At 70.0% G+C, this 21,528-nt stretch carries 19 protein-coding genes; 8 read left to right on the top strand and 11 right to left on the bottom strand.

Annotated elements, in window-relative coordinates; genetic code table 11:
* The first annotated feature begins 149 nt into the window (after positions 1–149).
* Entirely contained in the window at positions 150–596 is a 447-nt protein-coding gene (locus tag EPA64_RS08675) for a DUF983 domain-containing protein (RefSeq protein WP_134725861.1), read from the top strand.
* Positions 593–1,246: an NUDIX hydrolase gene (locus EPA64_RS08670; RefSeq protein WP_134725860.1), complete on the top strand. Its 654-nt coding sequence runs from the start codon at positions 593–595 to the stop codon at positions 1,244–1,246. Before EPA64_RS08675 ends, EPA64_RS08670 begins: the two co-directional genes overlap by 4 nt.
* Here the strand turns inward: EPA64_RS08670 and EPA64_RS08665 are convergent.
* The 7 genes from EPA64_RS08665 to EPA64_RS08635 form a co-directional block, all read right to left on the bottom strand.
* On the bottom strand, positions 1,234–1,698 hold the full coding sequence (locus EPA64_RS08665; protein ID WP_134725859.1) for a cytochrome c-type biogenesis protein: 465 nt from the start codon (positions 1,696–1,698) through the stop codon (positions 1,234–1,236). The genes EPA64_RS08670 and EPA64_RS08665 overlap by 13 nt on opposite strands.
* Positions 1,695–3,650: a heme lyase CcmF/NrfE family subunit gene (locus EPA64_RS08660; RefSeq protein WP_134725858.1), complete on the bottom strand. Its 1,956-nt coding sequence runs from the start codon at positions 3,648–3,650 to the stop codon at positions 1,695–1,697. The genes EPA64_RS08665 and EPA64_RS08660 overlap by 4 nt, the downstream gene beginning before the upstream one ends.
* Positions 3,651–3,731: 81 nt before the next feature.
* A complete protein-coding gene (locus EPA64_RS08655) occupies positions 3,732–4,337 on the bottom strand; it encodes a holin family protein (protein WP_134725857.1) in 606 nt (201 codons plus the stop codon).
* Positions 4,328–4,939 (bottom strand): holin-associated N-acetylmuramidase, encoded by a 612-nt coding sequence (locus EPA64_RS08650; RefSeq protein WP_134725856.1) that lies wholly within the window; start codon positions 4,937–4,939, stop codon positions 4,328–4,330. Before EPA64_RS08650 ends, EPA64_RS08655 begins: the two co-directional genes overlap by 10 nt.
* Before the next feature lie 75 nt (positions 4,940–5,014).
* Positions 5,015–5,458 carry a cytochrome c maturation protein CcmE gene (gene ccmE, locus EPA64_RS08645; protein WP_134725855.1) on the bottom strand — a complete coding sequence of 148 codons (444 nt, stop codon included), beginning with the start codon at positions 5,456–5,458 and terminating at the stop codon, positions 5,015–5,017.
* An 18-nt stretch (positions 5,459–5,476) separates the two neighbouring features.
* On the bottom strand, positions 5,477–6,289 hold the full coding sequence (locus EPA64_RS08640; RefSeq protein WP_134725854.1) for a glutamate racemase: 813 nt from the start codon (positions 6,287–6,289) through the stop codon (positions 5,477–5,479).
* Between the two features lie 120 nt (positions 6,290–6,409).
* Positions 6,410–9,832 (bottom strand): indolepyruvate ferredoxin oxidoreductase family protein, encoded by a 3,423-nt coding sequence (locus EPA64_RS08635; RefSeq protein ID WP_134725853.1) that lies wholly within the window; start codon positions 9,830–9,832, stop codon positions 6,410–6,412.
* A gap of 142 nt (positions 9,833–9,974) precedes the next feature.
* On the opposite strand from EPA64_RS08635, the gene EPA64_RS08630 reads away from it, so the two are divergent.
* The 3 genes from EPA64_RS08630 to EPA64_RS08620 all read left to right on the top strand — a co-directional run bounded on the left by EPA64_RS08630 (position 9,975) and on the right by EPA64_RS08620 (position 13,660).
* Entirely contained in the window at positions 9,975–10,868 is an 894-nt protein-coding gene (locus EPA64_RS08630) for a LysR family transcriptional regulator (RefSeq protein ID WP_134725950.1), read from the top strand.
* 303 nt (positions 10,869–11,171) lie between these two features.
* Complete coding sequence (purL, locus tag EPA64_RS08625; RefSeq protein ID WP_134725852.1) at positions 11,172–13,352, top strand: phosphoribosylformylglycinamidine synthase subunit PurL; 2,181 nt, start codon at positions 11,172–11,174, stop codon at positions 13,350–13,352.
* Positions 13,353–13,465: 113 nt separating this feature from the next.
* Positions 13,466–13,660 (top strand): hypothetical protein, encoded by a 195-nt coding sequence (locus EPA64_RS08620; protein ID WP_134725851.1) that lies wholly within the window; start codon positions 13,466–13,468, stop codon positions 13,658–13,660.
* A 25-nt stretch (positions 13,661–13,685) separates the two neighbouring features.
* On the opposite strand, the gene EPA64_RS08615 is transcribed toward EPA64_RS08620, so the two are convergent.
* Genes EPA64_RS08615 through gmk form a run of 3 tightly spaced genes read right to left on the bottom strand, consistent with a single transcriptional unit; the run spans position 13,686 to position 15,976 of the window.
* Positions 13,686–14,813: a sensor histidine kinase gene (locus EPA64_RS08615; RefSeq protein ID WP_134725850.1), complete on the bottom strand. Its 1,128-nt coding sequence runs from the start codon at positions 14,811–14,813 to the stop codon at positions 13,686–13,688.
* Between the two features lie 15 nt (positions 14,814–14,828).
* Positions 14,829–15,350, bottom strand: coding sequence for a gamma carbonic anhydrase family protein (locus EPA64_RS08610; RefSeq protein WP_134725849.1), 522 nt, complete (start codon positions 15,348–15,350; stop codon positions 14,829–14,831).
* Complete coding sequence (gmk, locus tag EPA64_RS08605) at positions 15,347–15,976, bottom strand: guanylate kinase (protein ID WP_134725848.1); 630 nt, start codon at positions 15,974–15,976, stop codon at positions 15,347–15,349. The genes EPA64_RS08610 and gmk overlap by 4 nt, the downstream gene beginning before the upstream one ends.
* Before the next feature lie 209 nt (positions 15,977–16,185).
* On the opposite strand from gmk, the gene EPA64_RS08600 reads away from it, so the two are divergent.
* On the top strand, positions 16,186–16,965 hold the full coding sequence (locus tag EPA64_RS08600) for a PAS domain-containing protein (RefSeq protein WP_134725847.1): 780 nt from the start codon (positions 16,186–16,188) through the stop codon (positions 16,963–16,965).
* A 132-nt stretch (positions 16,966–17,097) separates the two neighbouring features.
* Here the strand turns inward: EPA64_RS08600 and EPA64_RS08595 are convergent, their stop codons facing one another.
* Positions 17,098–18,522: a class II 3-deoxy-7-phosphoheptulonate synthase gene (locus EPA64_RS08595; protein ID WP_134725846.1), complete on the bottom strand. Its 1,425-nt coding sequence runs from the start codon at positions 18,520–18,522 to the stop codon at positions 17,098–17,100.
* A 642-nt stretch (positions 18,523–19,164) separates the two neighbouring features.
* Here EPA64_RS08595 and EPA64_RS08590 point away from each other — a divergent pair.
* Both EPA64_RS08590 and EPA64_RS08585 read left to right on the top strand, forming a co-directional pair.
* Positions 19,165–20,166, top strand: coding sequence for a GlxA family transcriptional regulator (locus EPA64_RS08590; protein ID WP_246026680.1), 1,002 nt, complete (start codon positions 19,165–19,167; stop codon positions 20,164–20,166).
* 166 nt (positions 20,167–20,332) lie between these two features.
* Positions 20,333–21,517, top strand: a complete 1,185-nt coding sequence (locus EPA64_RS08585) for an ABC transporter substrate-binding protein (protein ID WP_134725844.1) — start codon at positions 20,333–20,335, stop codon at positions 21,515–21,517.
* Positions 21,518–21,528 lie beyond the last annotated feature (11 nt).

Below are 21,528 nucleotides of genomic sequence, written 5' to 3'. Positions count from 1 at the left end.
GCCCCCGGACCCCCCGGGGATATTTGCCGCCAGAAGATCGGACCTTTGCGGCGACCCGCGGCTTTCGGCGCAGTTTGCGCGCCGGGCGCTGGCAAAACGGGGCGGCAGTTCCTATCTATGGGCTGTCGCATTCAGTGCCGAGGTTTCCCATGCCCGTGTCCACAGCCATCCCGACGCCCTCGCAGGACCGCCACGCAGGACAGGCCATGCGCCGCGGCGCGGCCGGCCGCTGCCCTTCGTGCGGCGAGGGGCGGCTGTTCACGGGATATCTGCGGGTCAAGGACGAATGCCCGTCCTGCGCGACGGAACTGCACCATCATCGCGCCGACGACGGGCCGGCCTATGTCACGATCCTGATCGTGTCGCATCTGGCGACGGTGGTGATGCTGGCGATGTTCACCATGTATCGCCCGTCGACCACGGTGATGCTGACGGTGCTTTGCGGCGGGACGCTGGTCCTGTCGCTGCTGATGCTGCCGCGCATCAAGGGCGCGTGGGTCGGGTTCCAGTGGGCCAAGAGGATGCACGGCTTCGGCCACGGGCACGAGGATCGTTCCACCGCGGACGACCCGCAGGCCACCGGGGCCGCGCGGTGACGGCAGCGGCGGCTGCGCTGGCGCCCGACCGGCTGCGCGATGCGGCGACCGTGATCCTGCTGGACCGCGACGCCCCCGGCGGGCCTGCGGTGCTGATGGGGATGCGGGGCGCGGCCGCGGCCTTCATGCCGTCGAAATATGTCTTTCCCGGCGGCGCCGTGGACCCCGAGGATCGGGACGGCGGCCCCGCCGCGCTGTCGCCCGCCTGCGCGGCCCGGCTGGCGGCCGAGGCGCGGCCCGAATCCGACGCGACCCCCGCCGCGCTGGCCCGCGCCGCCCTGCGCGAGATGGACGAGGAAACCGGCCTGCGGCTGGACCCCGCCGCACAGGATTCGCTGATCTTTGCCTTTCGCGCAATCACCCCGCCGGGCCGCCCGCGCCGGTTCGACGCACGGTTCTTTCTGGTCGATGCGCGTCACATCGCGGGCGACCGGCATGATTTCTCGCGCGCCTGCGACGAGCTGAGCCACCTGCACTGGGTTCCCCTTGCGCAGGCGCGGGCGCTGGACCTGCCCTTCATCACCGAGGTCGTCCTGGCCGAGATCGAGGCGCTGGCCACGGCCGCGGGCGACGGTCCCCTGACCGCGCCGTCCACCGTGCCGTTCTTTGACAACCGCGGGACCGAGCCGCGGTTTGTTCAGCTGTCCTGATCCATCAGCCTGCTGAGGCGCGCCCGCTCGTCCCCCGTCAGCGCGGCGGGTGCGGCGGCCTCGCGCCGGCGGCCGCGCAGGAAGCCCCATGCGCCAAGCGCCGCGACCAGCGCCATCAGCGGCCCCGCCGCATACAGGATCAGGTTGCCCCCTTCGGCGCGCGGCTCGAACAGGACATATTCGCCGAACCGCGTCGTGACCGCGTCGATCACCTGCGCGTCGCTGTCGCCACCCACCAGCCGTTCGCGGACGTAAAGCCGCAGGTCGCGGCTGATCGGGGCGTTCGATTCGTCGATGTTCTCGCCCTGGCAGACGGGGCAGCGCAGGGACTGGCTGATCTGGCGCGCGCGGGATTCCAGCGCGGGATCGGCCAGCACCTCGTCGGGCTGCACGGCCAGCGCCGGGGACGACGCCAGCAGCATCATTGCAAGGGCAAACGCGGTCCGGTTCATTCCGCGGCCACCAGGCCGGGCTTGCGCCGGGCGGCCGCGGCGACGCGCCAGCGGCGGTCGGACAGGCTGATCAGCCCCCCCAGCGCCATCAGCCCGCTGCCCAGCCAGATCCAGAAGGCGAAGGGCTTGATATAGCTGCGCACCGCCCAGCCGCCGTTCTGCTGCGGATCGCCGATGACCAGATAGATGTCGCCGAACGGCCCGCTGTGGATCGCGGCCTCGGTCGTGGGCATCGCCTGCACGGGGTAGACGCGCTTTTCCGGGTGCAGGGTCGCCACCTGGCGGCCGTCGCGGGCGACCTGCATCACGGCGGTGGTCGAGATATAGTTCGGCCCGGGCATTTCCTCGACCTCGGCCAAAGTGATGTCATAGCCGGCGACGGTGAAGGTCTCGCCGACCTGGGCCACGCGGATATCCTCGACCTGCCAGGCCATCAGCAGGCTGATCCCGATGAACGTGACGCCCAGCCCCGCGTGCGCGGTCACCCGGCCCCAGTCGGCGCGTGGCAGGCGCGTCAGCCGGCCCGCCTGGCGTCCGGCGCGCTGCCAGATGTCGATGGCGGCCCCGCCGATCAGCCACCCCCCCAGCGCCGCGCCGACGACGGCAAGCGCGGAATGCCCCGTCGAGACCGCGAAGGTCAGCGCAGCGACTGCGACCGCCAGGATCGCGGCCGGGCGCAGCGTGGCGACCGCCCGGCCGACGCGGCCGCGCTTCCACGGCAGGATCGCCCCGATGGGCAGGGCCACGGCCAGCGCGATCATGAACGGGGTGAAGGCCTGTTCAAAGAACGGTGCGCCGACCGACAGCTTGCGACCCCACGCCATTTCCGCGACCAGCGGCCAGATCGTGCCGACGAACACGACGAACGCCGCCACCGCCAGCAGCAGATTGTTCAGCAGCAACGCGCCCTCGCGCGAGACGGGGGCGAAGACGCCGCGCGCCGTCATGCTGCCGGCGCGCGCGGCGAACAGCGTCAGCGCGCCGCCGACGAAGAACGCAAGGATCGCCAGGATGAACACGCCACGCGACGGGTCCGACGCAAAGCTGTGGACCGAGGTGATGACGCCCGAGCGCACGATGAACGTGCCGATCAGCGAGAACCCGAACGCCATGATCGCCAGCAGGATCGTCCACGCCTTCAGCGTCTCGCGCTTTTCCACCACGATGGCGGAATGCAGCAGCGCGGCGGCCAGCAGCCACGGCATGAAGGATGCGTTTTCCACCGGATCCCAGAACCAGAACCCGCCCCAGCCAAGCTCGTAATACGCCCACCACGACCCCAGCGCGATGCCGACCGTCAGGAACATCCACGCGGCCAGCGTCCACGGCCGCACCCAGCGTGCCCATGCGGCGTCCACCCGCCCCTCGATCAGGGCGGCGACGGCAAAGCTGAACGACATCGAAAGCCCCACATAGCCGAGGTAGAGGAACGGCGGATGGAAGGCGAGGCCGGGATCCTGCAGCAGCGGGTTCAGGTCGCGGCCGTCAAAGGGCGCGGGGCTCATCCGCAGGAACGGGTTCGAGGTGAAGATGATGAAGATCAGGAACGACGCCCCGATCGCGCCCTGCACCGCCAGCACGCGGGCGCGCAGCGCGGGCGGCAGGTGTTCGCCAAAGCTGGCGGCCGCCGCGCCGAACAGCGCCAGGATCAGCACCCACAGCAGCATCGAGCCTTCGTGGTTCCCCCAGACGCCGGTGATCTTGTAGAGCATCGGCTTGGCCGAATGGCTGTTTTCATAGACCAGCGCGAGCGAGAAATCCGAGGTGACAAAGGCCACCGTCAGCGCCGCGAAACTGATGCCGACCAACCCGAACTGGGCCAGCGCGGCGGGCCGGGCCGAGTCGATCCAGGCGGGCCAGCCACGCGCCGCGCCGACCAGCGGCACCACCGTCTGGAACAGCGCCACTGCCAACGACAGGATCAGCGCGAAATGGCCAAGCTCGGCGATCATGTGAAAAGCCCCCCGGAACGTCCGGGGGGCAAGTTAATCCTTTGGGCGGCCGGGGGCCAGTCCTCGCGCTGCGGCGTGCCGTCACGGGGCCGGCATCGCGGCCCTCCAGTCGCGCAGGGCGGCGTTGTCGGACAGATCGTCGTCCGGGTCGGGTGCGGGCGTTGCCGGGACACCGGCCGGTGTCACCGCAGCACCCGCCTCGGCCAGCGGCGGCGGGGCGGGGGCGCGCCAGCCGCCATCGTCGGCGGGCGCCGCGGCGACGGCGGTGGACACCCGGGCGCGCGGCCACACCCGGCCGCGAAAGTAATGGGCCTCGCGCGCCCCGAAATAAAAGCTGACGATCGCCCCCATCAGCCACCACAGGGGCTCGGGCACCAGCGCCAGCCCCTGCATCCGCTGCGAGAAGCCGACCGGCTCGACCATCGAATAGACGAACAGGCCGATGGTCCCCAGCGTCAGCAGGGGCCGCGGCAGGCGGTTCAGCCCGTTCATCAGCTCGTCGAACCAGCCGCCGGGGACGCGGCCGAACTCGGCCTGCAACTGCGACATGGCCACCGCAAAGGCCTCTTCGTCCAGCTCCATCCGCCGGGTCGAGTTCGGGGTGAACACCTCGGCCACGCCGGTCGCGGCGTTCGACACCGCGGTGACTGTCGGGGCCATGTTCAGGAACCGGTCGATCATGCCCATGCTGCGGTCCTTTCGCGATGCTCGGCCGATGTCAGGTGATAGCGCGGCGCGATGAACTCTTCGGCGCGGGTGATCCAGCCGCCTTTGCCCCCGTCCTGCCGACGGGCATATTTGCGGCTGGCGGGACGCGCGTCCGCCAGCGCGTAGTAATAGTTGCGCCGGGCGATCCCATAGGCGTCGGCGAGGTGCCCGGGCGCCGCCAGCGCGGCCGCCCGCGCCGCGGCAACGGTGCGCGGGCCGACGATGCCGTCGTCGGCGCAGGCGAACCCCATGCGGGTGACCAGCCGCTGCAACAGCTTGACGGCGTTCCCGCCCGCATTCACCTGCATGTCGAAGACGCTGGCCTGCACCGCCTGCGGCAGGTGGTCCAGCCGGGGCGCACGGAAATAATGCTGCACATAGATCGAGGCGGCGCGATCCCCGGTCAGCAGCCGCAGGTCATCCCTGCCGACCGCGCCGTCGCCGTTCAGGTCCACCCCAAGCCGGCGCAGCGTGCCCAACGTGACGCCGTGTTTCGTGGCCCCGCCGGGATCGTCGGGGTCATCGACATACCCTCCCTCGCGCGCGACGATCTGCGCCGCGATCTGTTCGACCGTCTGCATGCCTGCCCCCTTTTCGCCTGAGGGGACACGGTGCATCCGGGTCGTTAACCGCCCGTTAACCGGGCGCGCGTTGCGTCACGAGCTTGGCCCCTTGTAAAGCCCCTGTTCCTTCAGCGAATCGGCCACCTCACGAGGCATATAGTTCTCGTCGTGCTTGGCCAGGATCTCGTCCGCGACGAACACGCCGTCCTGCATCCGGCCGGTGCCGATCATGCCCGCGTCCTCGGAAAACAGGTCGGGCAGGACGCCGGTAAAGCTGACCGGGACCGCCTCGGCGCCGTCGGTGACGGTAAACGTCACGGTCTCGCTTGCGCCGCGCACGATCGAGCCCGCCTCGACCAGCCCGCCCAGGCGGAACGTCTCGTCGGCGGCGGGCGGCTCGGACGCGATCTGGCTGGGCGAGCGATAGAGGTTGATCCCGTCGCGAAAGCCATAGCCGATCAGCCCGGCCGACAGCGCAAGCGCCACGGCGGCGACGGAAAGGATCTGAATGCGACGTTTTTTCTTCAGCGATTTCATGGGTTCGCCCCTTTGGTTTCAGGCGGATTCAAAGACGATGGGCCGGCGCAGGAACTGCGTGGCCTTGGCCGACACGCGGGCCGGATCGCCCGTGGTCAGACAGCGCGAGACGGTGCCCGGGCCCCTGAACTGCGGGCGGCGGATCAGATAGTCGGCCAGGCTTTCCGCGACCAGATCGGCCTGCGAAAAGACCCGGACGCCTTTCCCCAGCGCGGATTGAAAAGTCTTTTCCATCAGGGGGTAATGGGTGCATCCCAGAACCGCCGCCTCGGGGTGGGGCATCCGGCGCTTCAGCGCCTCGACGTGGGAACGCACCAGCGCCTCGGCCAGCATCTCGTCGCCGTCCTCGATCGCATCGACGACGCCGCCGCAGGGCTGCGCCTCGACATCGACGCCGATGGCGCGGAACGCCAGCTCGCGCTGGAACGCGCGGCTGGCGACCGTGGCGGGGGTGGCGAACAGCGCGACATGCTTGATCGCGACCTCGCGCGGGGGGGTGTTGTCGCCCCAGTGCCGTTCGGTCAGCGCCTCGATCAGCGGGACGAACACGCCCAGCACGCGCCGGTCGGGCGGGATGAAATGCTCCTGCATCCGGCGCAACGCGGCGGCGCTGGCGGTGTTGCAGGCCAGGATCACCAGGTCGCAGCCCTCGGCCCACAGCCGCTCGGTCGCGGCGCAGGTCAGCTGATAGATGTCGTCCGCCGTCCGCACGCCATAGGGCGCATGGGCGTTGTCGCCCAGATAGACCAGCGGCAGGTCCGGCAGCCGCGCGGCGATCGCCTGATGAACGGTCAGCCCGCCCAGGCCCGAATCGAACACGCCGACAGCCATGCACACCCCCATCCTTGCTGCGGGTTATCTAGGTGTTGGGGCCGCCAAGCGCCATGACTTCGATCAGGTTGCGCCATCAAAGTCCTGCGTGCCGGGGAAATGACGCCCCGGCACGCAAGGTCATTCGGCGGCGATCCGCATCGCCTCGGTCCCCTGCCCCTGCGGCCAGCCGCCGGCGCGGAACGCCGCCATCAGTTCGTCGCGGCGCACCTGCGCCCGGTCCGCGGCGGCGTCCTTGATGAAACCATAGCCGCGGATGCCCTGCGGCAAGGCCGCCAGCTCGCGCGCAATGTCCATCGTGGCCGGGGTCACGGCGGGCAGCACCTCGGCCATGTCACGCTCGAACCCGGCGATCTGGGCGCGTTCGCGCCGGCGTTCAGCCTGCCAGCCGAACACGTCCAGCGGCGTCCCGCGCAGGCCGCGCATCGCGGCGAGTCCGCGGAACACCGGCAGCATCCACGCGCCGAACGCACGCTTTTTCGGGCGGCCGTCCGCGTCCTTGCCGCCCAGGAAGGGCGGGGCCAGGTGGAAGGTCAGCGCCGTGTCGCCCTCGAAGGTGCGGGCGACGCCTGCGACGGTGGTCAGATGCAGGCGCGCGACTTCGTATTCGTCCTTGATCGCCAATAGCTTGTAATAGCTTTCCGCGACAGTTTCGCGCAGTTCGGCGGGGGCGCTGTCGACCAGCTTGAGGAATCGCCGCTTCAGCCGCTCGCCCTGATAGCCGACCAGCCGGTTCGCGCGATAGGCGACCGGGTCCGGCGCCTCGGCCAGCACCGGCACGGGCTGCGCCTGCTCGGGGAACAGCACCGCCCAACGCCCGATCTGGAAGGCACGCTTGTTCTCGTCGGCCTTGGCCCCGTTCAGCTCGATGGCGCGCATGATCGCCGCCTCGGACAGCGGGATCAGGCCCTGCTGCCACGCGGCCCCCGTCACCAGCATGTTGGAATAGATCGAATCGCCCAGATAGCGTTCCGCCAGCCCCGAGGTGTCGAGGAAGGCCACCCGCTGGCCCAGCCGCGCCTGCAGCGACAGCTTAAGCCGGTCGGAGGGCACGGCAAAGTCGCGCTTGCGGGTGAATTCGCCGGTGATGATCTCGTGGTCGTTGACCACCGCGCCGGTGCGGCCGTTGGTCATCAGGCCGATGGTCTTGGCCCCTGCCGTCACAACCAGATCGCCGCCGATCACCGCATCGGCCTCGCCCACCGCGACGCGGATCGCGCTGATGTCGCCGGGCGCGTTCGCCAGCCGCAGGTGGATGTGGACGGCGCCGCCCTTCTGGGCAAGGCCCGCCATCTCCATCATCCCGGCGCCCTTGCCGTCCAGTTGGGCTGCCTGCGCCAGCACCGCGCCGATGGTCACGACGCCGGTGCCGCCGACGCCGGTGATCACAAGGTTGTGGGTGCCGTTGATTGCGGGCAGCGCGGGCGCGGGCAGGTCGGGCAGCGCCAGCGCCTCGGCCGTGGGACGGCGCAGCTTGCCGCCCTTGACGCTGACAAAGCTGGGGCAAAAGCCTTTGACGCAGCTGTAATCCTTGTTGCAGGACGACTGGTCGATGGCGCGCTTGCGGCCCAGTTTCGTGTCGAAGGGCACGACCGAGACGCAGTTCGACTGGACCGAGCAGTCGCCGCAGGCCTCGCAGACCTCGGGGTTGATCCAGACGCGGCGGTCGGGATCGGGGAACGCGCCCTTTTTCCGGCGGCGGCGCTTTTCGGCGGCGCAGGTCTGGATATAGACGATGGCGGTCACGCCCTGCACCTCGGCCAGTTCGCGCTGAACGGCCATCATGCTTTCGCGTTCCTCGAACCGCAGGCCGGACGGGAACTGGCCGCGGTCGATGTCTTCCTTTTCGTCATACACGACGACGGTCGGCACCCCGATCGCCTGCAGCTCGCGCACGATCTGGGGGGCGGTCAGCTCGCCCTCGTTCGGCTGGCCGCCGGTCATGGCGACGGCGTCGTTGAACAGGATCTTGTAGGTGACGTTGGTGCCCGACGCCTTGGCCGCGCGGATCGCCAGCGATCCCGAATGGTTATAGGTTCCATCGCCAAGGTTCTGGAACACATGGGAAGTGTTGGAAAACGGCGCCTCGCCGATCCAGTTCGCGCCCTCGCCGCCCATCTGGGTGAAACCGGTGGTTTCCCGGTCCATCCACTGCACCATATAGTGGCAGCCGATCCCCGCATAGGCGCGGCTGCCCTCGGGCACCTTGGTCGAGGAGTTGTGCGGGCACCCCGAGCAGAACCACGGCGTCCGCACCGCGATTTCCGGCGCGTTGTCGTTGCGGCGGGTTTCGGTGATGCGCGTCATGGCCGCGTCCAGACGGTCGGTGCGGCGGCCTTCCTCGATCAGGATCTCGCCCAGGCGGGTGGCGATCAGCACCGGATCCAGCGCATAGCGGGTCGGGAACAGCTCGACCCGGCGGCCGTTTTCCCAGGTGTCGCCCTTGTGCCAGCCATAGACGCGGCGGCCGCGGCGGTCGTCGAAGATCGCCTCCTTGACCTGCACCTCGATCAGCTTGCGCTTTTCCTCGACCACGACGATCAGGTCCAGCCCCTCGGCCCATTCGTGAAAGCTGGTCATGTCCAGCGGCCACGTCTGCCCGATCTTGTAGGTGGTGATGCCCAGCCGCTCGACCTCGGCTTCGTCCAGCCCCAGCAGCGACAGGGCATGAACCACGTCCAGCCAGTTCTTGCCCGCCGCAGCGATGCCGATCTTGGCGCCCGGCTTGCCCCAGACGCGGCGGTCGATGCGGTTCGCGCGGGCGAAGGCCTCGGCGGCGAAGCGTTTATAGTCGATCATCCGCGCTTCCTGCGCGACGGGCGTGTCGCCAAGGCGGATGTTCAGGCCGCCGTCCGGCATCACGAAATCGTCGGGGGTCACAAAGCGCATGCGGAAGGGGTCGCCGTCCACGACGCTGGTCGCCTCGACGGTGTCCTTCATGGTCTTCAGACCGGTCCAGACGCCCGCAAAGCGGCTGAGCGCCCAGCCGTAAAGGCCATAGTCCAGGATTTCCTGCACGCCAGCGGGTGACAGCACCGGGATATAGGCGTCCACCATTGCCCAGTCCGACTGGTGCAGCACGGTGGACGATTCGCCCGTATGGTCGTCGCCCATCGCCATGACGACGCCGCCATGCCGCGACGACCCGGCCATGTTGCCGTGCCGCATCACGTCGCCGGACCGGTCCACGCCCGGCCCCTTGCCATACCACAGCGCGAAGACGCCGTCGTATTTCCCCTCGCCGCGCAGTTCGGCCTGCTGGCTGCCCCAGATCGCGGTCGCCGCCAGATCCTCGTTCAGGCCCGGCTGGAACAGGATGTTCGCAGGCCCCAGCAGCTTGCCGGATTTCATCATCTGCAGATCGACGCCGCCCAGCGGGCTGCCGCGATACCCGGTGCACAGCCCGGCGGTGTTCAGTCCCGCGGCCTTGTCGCGTGCAGCCTGCATCAGCATCAGCCGCACCAGCGCCTGCGTGCCGTTCAGCAGCACATGGCGCTTGTCCAAGTCGAAACGGTCTGTCAGCGAGATATCCTGAACGCTCATCTCATTCCCCCAAAGACGGCTGCGGACAGTATAGGTCAGAACGACTGACCGATAAAGCCTTTTATACGGTGGGCGCTCACCTGTATGCGATGCGTGCAATGCATGGCTGGCCCGCGCCCGCCGAATGACGGGGTCGATCATGGTGGACTGGGACAAGCTGCGGATTTTCCACGCGGTCGCGGATGCGGGCAGCCTGACCCATGCGGGCGACGTGCTGCACCTGTCGCAGTCGGCCGTCAGCCGCCAGGTCCGCGCGCTTGAGGAGGCGTTGGGCACGACGCTGTTTCACCGCCACGCCCGCGGCCTGATCCTGACCGAACAGGGCGAGATGCTGTTTGACGCGACCAAGGCGATGGCGCGCAAGCTGGACACGACCGCCGCCCGGATCAAGGACAGCGAGGAGCATGTCTTCGGCGAGCTGAAGGTGACGACCACCACCGGATTTGGCACGATGTGGCTGGTGCCAAGGCTGTCCAAGCTTTACGCGCGCTATCCCGACCTGAAAATCGATCTGCTGCTGGAAGAGCGCGTCCTGGACCTGCCCATGCGCGAAGCCGACGTGGCCATCCGCATGAAGGAACCCAGCCAGGCCGACCTGATCCGCCGCCGCCTGCTGAACATCCGCATGAAGCTGTTCGCCTCGGCCGAGTATCTGCAGCAGGTAGGGACGCCCCGGACGATGGCCGATCTGGGGCCGCACCGGCTGATCTGCCAAAGCCCGACCACGCCGCAGGTGATGTCGGGGGCGGTGCTGTCGCAGACCTTGCTGGCGCAGAACATGAACTCGGCCCTGTTGGTGAACAACTATTTCGGGGTGCTGCAGGGCGTGCTGAACCACGTCGGCATCGGCATCCTGCCCGACTATCTGGTGACGGATTTTCCCCATCTTGTCAGGGTGCTGCCCGACATCGAAAGCACCGAGGTGCCGGTGTTCCTGGCCTTTCCCGAAGAACTGCGCAGTTCGCGCCGCGTCGCGGCTTTCCGGGATTTCGTCCTTGAGGAAATCCAGCTGCTGCGCCGCAGTCAGGGCGAATAGGCGCGGCCGTGTCAGCCGCCCCTGCGGCAGCCATGCAACACCTGCATGGCAGAATTGCTGCATCTGCAGCGTCAACTTGCTTGTCATCGGGGCAGCCTGCCCATATCTGCATCCTCGAAGGGTCGCGGCAGGCAACTTCCGTTCCTTCAACCTCCCTGTTGGACTTGAGCCGGGCATTTGCCCGGCTTTTTTTTGGCCACCGCTCCGGGGCAGCGATTTTGCCCCGCGCGGTTCCTCCCCTTCCCTCACGGCGGTCCAGCCCCTAAAAGCCGGGCAGCAGGGGCACGGAAAAGGCGCAGGATCATGCAGGAACCGACCATCACCGACGATCTGATCGCCGCCCACGGCCTCAAGCCCGACGAATACCAGCGCATCCTGGACATCATCGGGCGCGAACCGACGTTCACCGAACTGGGCATCTTCTCGGCCATGTGGAACGAGCATTGTTCGTATAAATCCTCCAAGAAGTGGCTGCGCACCCTGCCCACCACCGGTCCGCAGGTGATCTGCGGCCCCGGCGAGAACGCGGGCGTGGTGGACATCGGCGACGGTCAGGCCGTGGTCTTCAAGATGGAGAGCCACAACCACCCCAGCTATATCGAGCCGCATCAGGGCGCGGCGACCGGCGTGGGCGGCATCCTGCGCGACGTGTTCACGATGGGCGCGCGCCCCATCGCCGCGATGGACGCGCTGTCCTTCGGGCGCCCCGAACATCCCCGCACCGCCCATCTGGTCAAGGGCGTGGTGGAAGGGATCGGCGCCTATGGCAACGCCTTCGGCGTGCCGAACGTCGGCGGCGAGGTGCGGTTCCACCGCGCCTATGACGGCAACTGCCTGGTCAACGCCTTTGCCGCCGGGCTGGCGCAGGCGGACCGCATCTTCTATTCCGCCGCGTCCGGCGTGGGGATGCCCGTCGTCTATCTGGGCGCCAAGACCGGCCGCGACGGCGTGGGCGGGGCGACCATGGCCAGCGCCGAGTTCGACGACACCATCGAGGACAAGCGCCCGACCGTGCAGGCGGGCGACCCCTTTACCGAAAAATGCCTGCTGGAGGCCTGCCTTGAGCTGATGCAGACCGACGCGGTGATCTCGATCCAGGACATGGGGGCCGCCGGGCTGACCTGTTCGGCCGTGGAGATGGGCGACAAGGGCGGCTTGGGCATCCGGCTGGACCTGGACCGCGTGCCCACGCGCGAAACCGCGATGACGGCCTATGAGATGATGCTGTCGGAATCCCAGGAACGGATGCTGATGGTGCTGAAGCCGGAAAAAGAGGCCGAGGCGCGCGCCATCTTCGAGAAATGGGATCTCGATTTCGCCATCGTCGGCCAGACCATTGCCGAGGACCGCTTCCTGATCCTGCACGGCAACGCCGTCAAGGCCGACCTGCCGCTGTCGAAACTGTCGTCCAGCGCGCCGGAATACGACCGCCCGTGGGTGGAAACGCCCCCCGCCGCCGCAATGCCCGCCCTGCCCCGGATCGCGCCGGTTGCGGCGCTGCGGGCGCTGATCGGATCGCCCAACTACGCCCACAAAAGCTGGGTGTGGGAGCAGTATGACAGCCAGGTGGGCGGCGACACGATCCGCAAGCCCGGCATGGGCGCGGGCGTCGTGCGCGTCCACGGCACCCGCAAGGCGCTGGCCTTCACCAGCGACGTGACACCCCGTTACGTCAAGGCAAACCCCGTGCGGGGCGGCCGGCAGGCCGTGGCCGAGGCGTGGCGCAACCTTGTCGCCGCGGGCGCGCGCCCGTTGGCTGCGACCGACAACCTGAACTTTGGCAACCCCGAAAAGCCGGAAATCATGGGCCAGCTGGTCGGCGCCATCAAGGGCATCGGCGAGGCGTGCATCGCGCTGGACATGCCCATCGTGTCGGGCAACGTCAGCCTTTACAACGAGACCGACGGGCAGGCGATCCTGCCCACGCCCACCATCGGCGCGGTCGGGCTGATCGCCGATCTGGATCAGCTGATCGCGGGCCGCTCCGGCCCCGGCGACGTGGCCGTGCTGGTCGGGACCACCGCCGGGCACATGGGCCAGTCGGCGCTGGCCGCCGAGGCCTGGGGGATCGAGGCGGGCGACGCACCGCCCGTTGATCTGGATGCCGAGCGGCGCCACGGCGACTTTCTGCTGGCAAACCGCAGCCATTTCCACGCCGCGACTGACCTGTCCGACGGCGGGCTGGCCTTGGCCGCGTTCGAGATGGCTGAGGGCGCGGGCATCGGCATCGCGCTGGACAGCGCCGACATCCCGACGCTGTTCGGCGAGGATCAGGCCCGCTATCTGGTCGCCTGCCCCCCGGCCAATGCCGAAACCCTGGCCGCCCATGCGGCGGCTGCGGGCGTGCCGGTGGCGGTCGTCGGCCGGTTCGGCGGCGCGACCGTCGATCTTGGCGGGGACCGCGCGCCGCTGGCTGAGCTGTCGGCGCTTTACCGTTCGGCCTTTGCCGCGGCCATCCACGGCGATCTGCCGGACCACGCCTGAGCGGGTCCGCCGGATAGTCGCGTCCTCGGACCGGCCGGTCCCCGTCGGGCCGCGCCGTGCAGGCGGGGACCGCGCGCCGCTGGCTGAGCTGTCGGCGCTTTACCGTTCGGCCTTTGCCGCGGCCATCCACGGCGATCTGCCGGACCACGCCTGAGCGGGTCCGCCGGATAGTCGCGTCCTCGGACCGGCCGGTCCCCGTCGGGCCGCGCCGTGCAGGCGGGGACCGCGCGCCGCTGGCCGACCTGTCGGCGCTTTACCGTTCGGCCTTTGCCGCGGCCATCCACGGCGATCTGCCGGACCACGCCTGAGCGGGTCCGCCGGATAGCCGCGTCCTCAGACCGGCCGGTTCCCGTCGGGCCGGGCTGTGGCGGACAGGGGCGGCGCGGGACTGGCCGCGGTTTCGGGCAGGATCACGGTGAACCGGCTGCCCCTGCCCTTTTCGCTGTCGATCTTCAGCCGGCCGCGGTGGCGGGCGACGATGTGCTTGACGATCGCCAGCCCCAGCCCGGTGCCGCCCTTTTCGCGCGACCGGTGCGTGTCCACGCGATAGAACCGCTCGGTCAGCCGCGGCAGGTGCAGCGCCTCGATGCCGTCGCCGTTGTCGGCCACCTCGGCCGCCCAGCCCGGCCCGCGCAGCAGCGGCTCGTGCGGGATGCGGCGCAGCGTGACGGTCAGCTGCCCGCCGCCATACTTGATCGCGTTCTCGAACAGATTGTGGAACACCTGCACGATCTGGTCGTGGTCGCCGGGCAAGCGGACCGCGTCCTGCGTGCCGTGCAGCGTCACCGTCACGCCGCTTTCGCGCGCCGCCGGTCCCATCGTCGCCGCGACGCTGCGGATCAGCCCGGCGAGATCGACGGTTTCGGCCGGGCGGCGCCGCTCGTCGCTTTCGACGCGGCTCAGCGACAAAAGGTCGGCGATCAGCCGGTTCATGCGTCCCGCCTCGCGTGCCATGATGTCCAGGAAACGCTGCTGCGCGGCGGGGTCGTTGCGCGCGGGACCGCGCAGCGTGTCGATGAACCCCATCAGCGCGGTCAGGGGTGTGCGCAGCTCGTGGCTGACGTTCGCCACGAAATCGCGCCGCATCTGTTCGGCCTGCTCGACGCCGGAGCTGTCCTCGATCACCACGGCGGCCCCGCGCCCGCCCTTGACCACCAGCGGCGAGACCGTGATCACGGCGCTGAGGTCGCGGCCCTGCGCGCTGATCGTCGCGGGCAGGCGTGCCGTGCCCCGGCTGGCGGGCGGGTTTGCGCCCGATGGCGGCACCGGCTGCTGCACCCGGTCCAGCGCCCTGTTCACGGCCGGATGGCGGACAACCGTGACAAAGGGCCGCCCCGTCGGGTCATGACCGAACATGGCCGCCGTCGCCGCGTTCGCCGCCACGACCCGGCCGTCCGGCCCCACGACGATCGTCGCAACCGGCACCACCTCGAACAGGTCGCGCAGCTCGCGGCTGTCCATCGCCGGCCGTTCCTGTCAGTCCAGCCGCCGCAGCCCGGCGCGGAACCGCGCGGCGTTGGCGCGGTAACGCGCGGCGGACTCGCGCAGCCCCGCGACGGCGTCCGCGTCCAGCATCCTCACGACCTTGCCGGGCGCGCCCATGACCAGCGCGCCGGGCGGGATCTCCTTGCCCTCGGCGATCAGCGCGCCCGCGCCGATCAGCGCGCCCGCGCCGATCACGGCGCGGTTCAGGATCGTGGCGCCCATGCCGATCAGGGCGCCGTCGCCGATGGTGCAGCCGTGCAGGATGGCGCGGTGGCCCACGGTCACGTCCTGGCCGATGGTCAGCGGGCAGCCGGGGTCGGTATGGAACACGCACAGATCCTGCACGTTCGAACCGCGCCCGACGCGGATCGGCTCGTTGTCGCCGCGCAGCACCGCGCCCCACCAGACGCTGGCCTCGGCGTCCAGTTCGACCCGGCCCATCAGCTGCGCGTCGGGCGCGACCCAGGCGTCGGCCGCGATGCGCGGCGCGATGCCGTCCAGTTCCCAGATCATGCCCGCTCCTCCATCAACGACTTCACGAACGGCCCCAGCGCCGGCCTGCGTTCGCGCCGCAGCCGTTCGGCCTTGAGGATGGCGCGCAGGTTGCTTTCGGTGGCGTCCAGGTCGTCGTTGACCAGGACATAGTCGTATTCCGCCCAGTGGCTGATCTCGTCGCGGCTTTTGCGCATCCGGTCGCGGATCACGGATTCGTCGTCCTGGTCGCGCGCCCGCAGGCGGCGTTCCAGTTCGGCAAGGCTGGGCGGCAGGATGAAGATCGACACCACCTGCGGCCCTAGGACCGAGGCGCGGATCTGCTGGCCGCCCTGCCAGTCCACGTCGAACAGCGTGTCGCGCCCCTCGGCCATCGCCAGCTCGACCGGGCTGCGCGGGCTGCCATAGAAATTGCCGAACACCTCGGCGTGTTCCAGCATCTGGCCCGCGTCGATCATGGCGCGGAACGCCTTGACGTCGGTGAAATAGTAATGCTGCCCGTTGACCTCGCCGGGGCGCGGCGCGCGGGTCGTGGCCGAGACGGAAAACCGCAGGCTGGGATCCCAGTCCATCAGCCGCCGCGCCAGCGTGGACTTGCCCGCGCCCGAGGGCGACGACACGATGATCAACAATCCGCTGCGCTGCATCCGGCCCTCCGCACTGAAATGCCCACTTGGACGACGGGGGCGGGGCAGGTCAAGGCCGCGGGTCCGGGCGCAACCGGGACGAGCATCGGGGCGCGGGCGCTCGCGTCTTAACCAGCGGTGAACTTGCGGCTCACGTCCGGCGGCGGTTCGGGCTAGGATGCGTGTGATCCCGGCGGTGCGACGCGCGGCCGGCCAGACAGGATGATGCGATGGACGACCGCAACGATCTGACCGACGGACCCGCCGATCCCGGCCGCGGGGCAATCGGCCCCGCAGCCGTTCCGCCGTGCGGCGACCGGGTGCTGCGGCTGGCCGATTTCGACCCCGTGCGGCCCGCGCGCATCGTGGCCGAGATGCGCGATTACTGGCAGTCGCTGCGGGTCGGGCGCGCGATTCCGGGCCGCGCCGACGTCGAGCCGCGGGGGCTGCGGCGGACGCTGGACTTTGCCTTCATCCTGGAACGCGTCGCCCCCGGCGCCGCCCGCTTTCGCCTTGCCGGCCGCCACCTTGTCGACCTGATGGGGATGGAGGTGCGGGGCATGCCGCTGTGCGCGTTCGTCGCGCCGTCGTCGCGCGGGCGACTGTCGGACGTGCTGGAAACCGTGTTCAAGGGCCCGCAGATCGTTGAGATGACCTTGTCTGCCGACGCGGGCTATGGCCGCCCGGCGCTGGCGGGGCGGATGCTGCTGCTGCCGCTGCGGTCGGATCTGGGCGACGTGACGCGCGCGCTGGGGTGCCTTGTCACCGAGGGAGAGGTTGGCCGCGCCCCGCGCCGCTTCGACCTGACGGCCGAGACCCTGACCCCGGTGATCGAGGGCGCGCGCGTGCTGGACCCCTCGCCGTCGGCTGCAGGCTTTGCCGAGCCGCCGGCGCCGTGGCGGGCCGATGCGCCGCCGCCCAAGCCGCAGCCGGGTCTGATCGACCAGCCCGTCACCACGCCGCAGGCCCGGCGCGCGGCCTTCCGGGTCATCACGCGGGGCGACGACTGACAGGCGGCCGAAAGCCGGCGCGCGCCAGCTGGGCGCGACGCCAGCCCTTCGCCTTGCCGCGCCATACCCCTCGCGCAAGAAAACGGCGCGGCCCCGACCGGGACCGCGCCGCAAACATGCCTTGGCCTGCGGTCAGACCGCGTCGCGCAGCCCCGCGGCGGTGCCGGTGCGGCGGGCGCGCAGTTCCTCGGCCACAAGGAACGCCAGTTCCAGCGACTGGCTGGCGTTCAGCCGGGGATCGCAGGCGGTGTGATAGCGGCTGGACAGATCCTCGTCCGTGACCGCGCGCACGCCGCCGGTGCATTCGGTCACGTCCTGGCCGGTCATCTCGAAATGGACGCCCGCGGGGATCGTGCCTTCGGCCGCGTGGACGGCGAAGAACTCGCGCACCTCGCGCAGGACCGAATCGAACGGCCGGGTCTTGTAGCCCGAGGCGGACTTGACCGTGTTGCCGTGCATCGGATCGCACGACCAGACGACGTTCGCGCCCTCGTCCTTGACCGCCCGGATCAGCCGCGGCAGGTGGTCGCCCACCTGCCCCGCGCCGAAACGCGCGATCAGCGTCAGGCGGCCCGGTTCGTTCCCGGGGTTCAGCCGCGCCACCAGCACCTTGAGGTCGTCGGTCGTGATCGACGGGCCGCATTTCAGGCCGATCGGGTTCTGCACGCCGCGGCAGAACTCGACATGCGCGCCGTCCACCTGCCGCGTGCGGTCGCCGATCCACAGCATGTGGCCGGACCCCGCGACGGGCAGGCCGGTGGTCGAATCGATGCGGGCCAGCGCCTCCTCATACTCCAGCAGCAGCGCCTCGTGGCTGGTGTAAAACTCGACGCTGCCCAGCTCGTGCGCGGTTTCGGCGGTGACGCCCGCCGCCTGCATGAAGGCCATCGCGTCGGAAATCCGGTCCGCGATGTCGCGATAGCGCGCGGCCTCGGCCCCGTCGGTGAAATCGGCGATCCAGCTTTGCACGCGATGGATGTCGGCATAGCCCCCGGTCGAGAACGCGCGCAGCAGGTTCAGGCTGGCCGCGGCCTGGGTATAGGCCTGCAGCATGCGCGTCGGATCCGGCACGCGGGCGGCGTCGGTGAAGTCAAAGCCGTTGATGATGTCGCCGCGATAGCTGGGCAGTTCGCGCCCGCCGATCACCTCGGTCGGGGCGCTGCGCGGCTTGGCGAACTGGCCCGCCATCCGGCCGACCTTGATGACGGGCATCTGCGCGCCCCAGGTCAGCACCACCGCCATCTGCAGCATCACCTTGAAGGTGTCGCGGATGTTGTCGGCGCTGAACTGCGAAAAGCTTTCGGCGCAGTCCCCGCCCTGCAGCAGGAACGCCCGGCCCTGCGCCGCATCGGCAAGATGGGCGCGCAGGCGCCGCGCCTCGCCGGCAAAGACCAGCGGCGGGTATTTCGCAAGCTGCGTTTCGACGGCGTTCAGCGCGGCGGTGTCGGGATAATCCGGCATCTGGACGCGCGGATAGGCCCGCCAGCCGCCACGCTGCCAGTCGGACGGCGCGGCGGCGCCGGACAGGGCACGGGGGGCTTGGGTGGTCTGGGCCATGACATCCTCCTTGGAACGCGGCGTATATAGGCCAGCGGGGGGCAAAGGGAAAGGCTGCAGGCGGGGCCGCCGGCGCGGCCGGCCGGCAGGGCGACTGCAGGACGCGGTGCGGACAGCGCGGACGACCCGTCGGGGGGCCAGCGTCGCCGATCGCGCCGCCGCGCCCCGCCGTCCAGCGCGTGCGCCCCATCGTCCGCCGCGCTCGCCCCTCGCGCCGCCCCCATCCCGCGCCGTCCGCCGCGCCCGTCGGATAGCGCGCGGTCCAGCGCGTGCGCCCCATCGTCCGCCGCGCTCGCCCCTCGCGCCGCCCCCATCCCGCGCCGTCCGCCGCACCCGTCCTGTCGCACGCCGCGCCGTCCGCCGCGCCCGTCGGACAGCGCGCGGTCCAGCGCGTGCGCCTCATCGTCCGCCGCGCTCGCCCCTCGCGTCGCGCCCTTCCCGCGCCGTCCGCCGCACCCGTCCTGTCGCACGCCGCGCCGTCCGCCGCGCCCGTCGGATAGCGCGCGGTCCAGCGCGTCCCCCCTCGTGCGCCGCGCTTGCCCCTCGCGCCGCCCCGCTGCGCTGTCTGCCCTGTCGCCAACCACTCGTCTTGCACCGGCTGTCCGATTTTCCTTATCTTGCCCGGTCGCCAGGATGCCGCCCATGCCCAGCCCTGCCCCCTTGCCTGTCCTGCCCGCCCAGCCCGCCGCCGACGCCCGGCCGCGGCGGTTCCTGTTCCTGCTGCTCGACCGCTTCACGCTGATCTCGTTCTCGGCGGCGGTCGAGCCGCTGAGGCTGGCGAACCGGGTCAGCGGGCGCGCGCTTTACGACTGGCGGCTGATCGGCCCCGAGGGGGGCAGCGCCACCTGCTCGGCCGGGGCGCGGCTGGCCACCGACCACGGGCTTGAAGCCGAGGCGCAGCCGGGCGATGTCGTGCTGGTCTGCGGGGGCGTGGACGTGGCGCGGGCGGTCACCCGGCCGGTGTTGTCGTGGCTGCGCCGCAACGCGCGGCAGGCGGGGGCGGTCGGCGGGCTTTGCACCGGGGCCTGGGCGCTGGCGCAGGCGGGATTGCTGGACGGCAGGCGGGCCACGATCCACTGGGAAAACCACGACGGCTTTGCCGAGGCGTTCGACCGGGTGGACCTGTATCGCACCGTCTTCGTGGACGACGGCACGCGGCTGACGGCGGCTGGCGGCACCTCGCCCATCGACCTGATGCTGCGGCTGATCGGACGCGACCACGGCCCCGAACTGGCGGCGCAGGTGGCCGACCAGCTGATCACCACCCAGATCCGGGCCGAGGCCGACAGCCAGCGCCCGTCCATCCCCACCCGCATCGGGGTGCGCCATCCCCGCCTTGCCGGCGTCATCGCCCGCATCGAGGGCAGTCTGGAAGACCCGATCAGCCCCGCGGTGCTGGCCCGCGACGCCGGCATGTCGATGCGCCAGCTGGAACGGCTGTTCGCGCGCTATCTGAACCGCACGCCCAAACGCTATTACATGGAAACGCGGCTGGCGCGCGCGCGCAACCTGCTGGCCCAGACCGACATGCCGGTGATCGAGGTGGCGCTGGCCTGCGGCTTTGCCTCGACCGCGCATTTCTCCAAATGCTACCGCGCGCAGTTCGGCACGACGCCGTTCCGCGCCCGCGGCGGGCGTGGCTGAGTCCGCGCCTCAGGCGCGCGGGGCCGAGTTCCGCGCCCCGCAGGCCGGACGGCCTGGCCCGGCGGAAATGCGTCCGGCGCCGGGCGCCGCATACAGGACACTTTCCTTTCGTTTCGCGCGATTCTAGGTTTCGCGCAGGACTTCGGTCCAACATGGGAGAGAGCGAATGAAAAAACTGCTGCTGGCCACCGCGGCTGCCGCCCTGACCGCCGGCGCCGCCGGGGCCGAGGACATCAAGATCGGTCTGTCGCTGGGCTTTACCGGGCCACTGGAATCGATGTCGCCGAACATGGCCAAGGGCGCCGAACTGGCGATGAAAGAGGTCAGCGACTCGGGCAAGCTGCTGGACCGATCGACCGTGACCTCGGTTCAGGCCGACAACACCTGCGCCGATGCCGCAGCCTCGGTCGCGGCGGTGGAACGGCTGGTGACGGCCGAGAAGGTCAACGGCATCATGGGCGGCATGTGTTCCGGCGAGACGATCGCCAGCCTTGAAAAGGTGGCGGTGCCGAACGGCATGGTGATGATCTCGCCCTCGGCGACGTCGCCCGCACTGACCGACATCGACGACAAGGGGTTCTTCTTCCGCACCTCGCCGTCCGACGCCCGCCAGGGCGAGGTGATGACCGATGTCATCATGGACCGCGGCATCAAGTCGGTCGCCGTCACCTATACCAACAACGACTATGGCAAGGGCCTGGCCGAGGCGTTCAAGTCCTCGTTCGAGGGCAAGGGCGGCACGGTCACGATCATGGCCGCGCATGACGACGGCAAGGCCGATTATTCGGCCGAGGTGGGCGCGCTGGCCGCCGCGGGCGGCGAGGCGCTGGTCGTCGCGGGCTATGTCGACCAGGGCGGATCGGGCATCGTCCGGGGTTCGATGGACGCGGGCGCGTTCGACACCTTCGTCTTTCCCGACGGCATGATCAGCGACGCGCTGGTGACCAGGTTCGGGACCGAGCTGGAAAACTCGTTCGGGCAGAACCCCTCGTCCGAGGGGCCGGGCCGCGACGCGTTCATCAAGGTGGCCGAAACCGCCGGCTTTGACGGCACCTCGGCCTTTGCCGCGGAATCCTATGACGCCGCCGCGCTGATGATGCTGGCCATGCAGGCGGCCAAGTCGTCGGACCCCAAGGTCTACAAGGACAAGGTGCTGGACGTCGCCAACGCCCCCGGCGAAAAGATCGCCGCGGGCGAGCTGGCCAAGGGCCTGGAACTGCTGGCCGCAGGGACCGACATCGACTATGACGGCGCAACCGCGGTCGAGCTGGTGGGGCCGGGCGAAAGCGCCGGCGTCTATCGCGAGGTCGATTTCAAGGGCGGCAAGCTGAACGTCATCGGGACGCGCTGAGGGCGAAGGGA

Origin of the sequence: Paracoccus luteus (assembly GCF_004522155.1) — a bacterium.
Classification (GTDB): domain Bacteria; phylum Pseudomonadota; class Alphaproteobacteria; order Rhodobacterales; family Rhodobacteraceae; genus Paracoccus; species Paracoccus luteus.
Note: the sequence above shows the minus strand (reverse complement) of the source record. Positions and strands in the feature narration are given on the sequence as shown.